This window comes from Streptomyces atratus (genome assembly GCF_040655115.1).
GTDB lineage: Bacteria > Actinomycetota > Actinomycetes > Streptomycetales > Streptomycetaceae > Streptomyces > Streptomyces atratus_D.
Genome location: NZ_JBFAJH010000127.1, coordinates 1 through 3,339, shown reverse-complemented (window position 1 = coordinate 3,339; position 3,339 = coordinate 1). Strand labels below are relative to the sequence as shown.

Annotated in this window: 2 protein-coding genes; both read right to left on the bottom strand. The window is 69.9% G+C overall.

Annotation, left to right across the window (positions count from 1 at the left end; translation table 11 throughout):
* Positions 1-432: 432 nt before the first annotated feature.
* Positions 433-1,800: an IS1380 family transposase gene (locus AB0I23_RS41320; RefSeq protein ID WP_359118406.1), complete on the bottom strand. Its 1,368-nt coding sequence runs from the start codon at positions 1,798-1,800 to the stop codon at positions 433-435.
* 694 nt (positions 1,801-2,494) lie between these two features.
* Positions 2,495-2,986: a hypothetical protein gene (locus AB0I23_RS41315; protein WP_359118405.1), complete on the bottom strand. Its 492-nt coding sequence runs from the start codon at positions 2,984-2,986 to the stop codon at positions 2,495-2,497.
* Positions 2,987-3,339 lie beyond the last annotated feature (353 nt).

The following is a 3,339-nucleotide window of genomic DNA, read 5'->3' as shown; positions in this document are numbered from 1 at the left end:
GACCGGGACGCGAAAGCGGAGGACCAGTGCGCCCAAGACCGTTCGGGGCGTGCCGGTGAGCCAGGACTCACTCCTACTCACTGCCCAGGAACGGTACGTGACCAGGCAGCGTTCCCGAAACACGGGCGCGGTGGTAACGGCATGGCCTGTGGCTTAGCCTCGGTCTTTCGTGAGGGTCCGCCGACGGAGTCGGCGGGCCTTTTCGGTTTTCGGGGCGGGTGGTGGGCAGGCATCCTCCCCTTGGACCGAATCGCCTTCAGATGGCGCCTAGCCTCGAAGTTTCGTGACGGTCCGCCGACGAATTCGGTGGACCGTTTTCGCGTTCTGGGCTGAGGCTGGGCAGGGTCCAGGCCCGAGTGTCGCCTCGGGATGGCGCCGGGTTCCACTGCTCCGGGTGTTGAGGTGCTGTTGAAGGGACGGGGAATCCGTCGGTCAGCCGGGGTCCGGCAGCTGGGTGAGCCGGTCAAGTGCGGCGGTGATGTGGCTGGTCCAGGGCCAGTGCCGGGCCAGGCGGAGGATCCGCCGACGGCCGGTGCTCACGAGCTGCCCGGCCGCGGTGAACAGGCGGAGCCGCAGGCGGCGGGGCTCCCAGAGTCTGGCCTTTCCGGTCAGCGCGAGCATGGGCATCCAGGCCAGCAGGTCCAGCGCGATCTCCAGCCAGATGCGGTTCTGGGCGGTGTGGTGCAGGGGGAGGTTCCGCAGCCCGGTGGCCCGGGCGGCCCGGATGCGGTCTTCGGCCCGGGCCCGCAGCCGATGACGGAGCTCGAGTTCGGCGATCGGCCGGCCGGAGGTGTTGGTGGCGAAGCAAGTCAGTCGCATGCCGTCCGTGTCAGTGAGCCTCAACTGGGCCCCGGGGTGCGGCCGTTCCTTCCGGACGATCAGCCGCATCCCCTTGGGCCAGCCGGTCAGGACGTCGCCGGTGAGTTCGGCGACCCAGGCGCCGTCGCGGATCTCGCCGTCCGCCTCGATGGCCGGCGTCCAGGCAGATGCCGGAACCTTCAGCACGTGCTCGTGGATCGCATCCGTGATCACCGTGCCGACCGAGTAGGACAGCCACCGTCCCCGCCGGGCCAGCCAGGCGACGAAGTCATGGGTGCCGCCCGCGGAGTCGGTGCGGATCAGGGTCTGCCGCCCGTGCCGGTACTTCTTCGGGAGCTGGGCCAGGGCCAGTTGGGCGGCGGTGATGTGGTCGGCGGCTGTGTTCGAGCCCGCGTTCCCCGGCCTGAGCAGGGCCGCCACCGGCTCCCCGGTGCCGCCCGGTCCGTGGCCGACGAACCCCATCAACGGGTGGTGTCCGTAGGTTCGTTTCCAGGTCGCAGCGGCGTCCTCCTTGTCCGAGTGCGCGATCACCAGCACCCCGTCGAGGTCAACAGGCACCGACCCGTCCGCATCAGGCGCTTTCCCTTCGGCCGACTGCCAGACGCTTTCACGGACTTCAGCCCGCGCGGCACGGATCGCCCGCAGGGCTTTCTCCCCGGAGGCTGCGAGGACGTCGACCAGGCGGGAGACCGTCGGGTCGGAGGCGACCGGCCCGAACACGGCCGGCTCGGCCCGCAGCATGCCGACATCAGCCAGGCAGTCGCCGCCCAACGCGACCGCCAGTGCGACGTCCAGGAGGACCTTCCCGGGGTCATGGACGGCCCGGGGCTTGCGACACGGTGTCAGTGCCACAGATATCGCCCGGTCAAGGCCAACCTTGCGGACCGTCTCCATCAGCAGGACCGAGCCGGCCTGCGAGACCACCTGGCGGCCGTCTCCCCGGACACGGACACGCGGGTACGACGCGATAGGCTCTCTCACCTGGAAAGTGCTCTTTCCCTCGCAACCAACAGGACCCTCAGCAAGTCCTATCGTTGCAGGTCAAGGGCGCTTTCCGTGTTTCTGATCAGCCTATGGACAGGCCGCCTCGTGAAAGCGCGAGGTTAACAGGTCGCCACCACCGCAGCAGGTCCATCCCGTAGGGCGGACCGTTGACGGAGCTTTCCCGGCTGCCAGCAACTCCTGGAAGTACACAGCGACCGCCTCCGCGGTCGCGCCGTCGGGACCGGTACGAGCCGATAGGGCTCGTACCGGTCGCCGGTCGCCACCAGCCGACCGTTCCTGGGCGGTGGGCAGGAGTGAGTCCCGGCTCGCCGGTACGCCCCGAACGGTCTTGGGCGCACCGGTCCTCCGCTTTCGCGTCCCGGTCGGCGACGCATATCCCGTATGCGGTCCGTCCCGGGCGGGCGGAATCCCTACGACCTGGCCATATGGGTGTGGCCGGAGGCGACGGGGAGGCCCCGGACCATCTCTCCGGTGATACGGGGCCCCACTGCTGACGCCACACCCGGCGTCCCGGACCGCCGAATACGTTACGCACACCCCGCCGGGAATATTGCCGAGGTGAGCCCGAAAGGGGCCATGGGAGGCGAGGGGGTGCGCAACGCTGATCCGCGGCACCCGCGAGCGCCGCGCCGAGTTCACCGCCCACTGGCCACCGCGACGACGCCTTCGCTCACGGGGTGCTGGGGGCCCCGGCGCACAGTGCGTGGCCGATCAGGGCGCTGGCCGCGTTCTCCTGGTCCGGTATGTGGTCCGGGGTGTCGCCGCGTGCCTCGGACATGGAGACCACGGCGCTTCGCCTGCCGTCGTCGGTGACGCCGTTGAGGGTGATGCGGCCGCCGTCCCCGCCCTCGTGGCTCCAGTAGGTTCCTCCGCAGCTCAGGGGACGTTCGACCAGGCCGAGCCCGTATCGGCCGCCGGGCCACAGCTGTTGGACCTCCGCGCTCACGGGGACGGCCTGCTTCATCTCGGCCAGCTGCCGCGCCGGTAGCAGGCGGCCCGCGAGCAGCGCGCGGAGGAAGGCGTTCTCGTTCCGCGTGGTCGTGACGAACGAAAGGTTCCCGCAGTCCACCGGTATCTGGTCGGTGACGTCCGCCCGGGAACCGGGGCCGAAGAGCTGGTAGGCCTGGGCGTGCGGCCGGGGCAGGGTGGGCGAGGTGCCCATCCAACACCAACGGGCGGTCCCGCCGTCAGACGGGGCCGCTCTCTTATCGAAGGAGCCTTGAGGCTCGATCGTTTCCTTGGTCCGGAATAGCTCGGGCGGCGTCGACAAGGACGTCACCTTCGTTTTCGTCGAGGAGAGTGATCCGGCCCTCAACGACCGATCGACGTCGCCCGCCGCACCGCGTACGGCCGTTGCAGCCCCGCCTTCGTCCACCTCGGGGGCGCAGGGGCGAAACCGGCGGTGCGGCCGGGGCGGTTGACCTCGATTCGTCTGCGGCCTGACGGCCGTATCCGATCCGGCGGGTTGCCCTGGTTTGTCCTGTCGGTGTGGACGTGGGGCCTTCGCATGCGCTG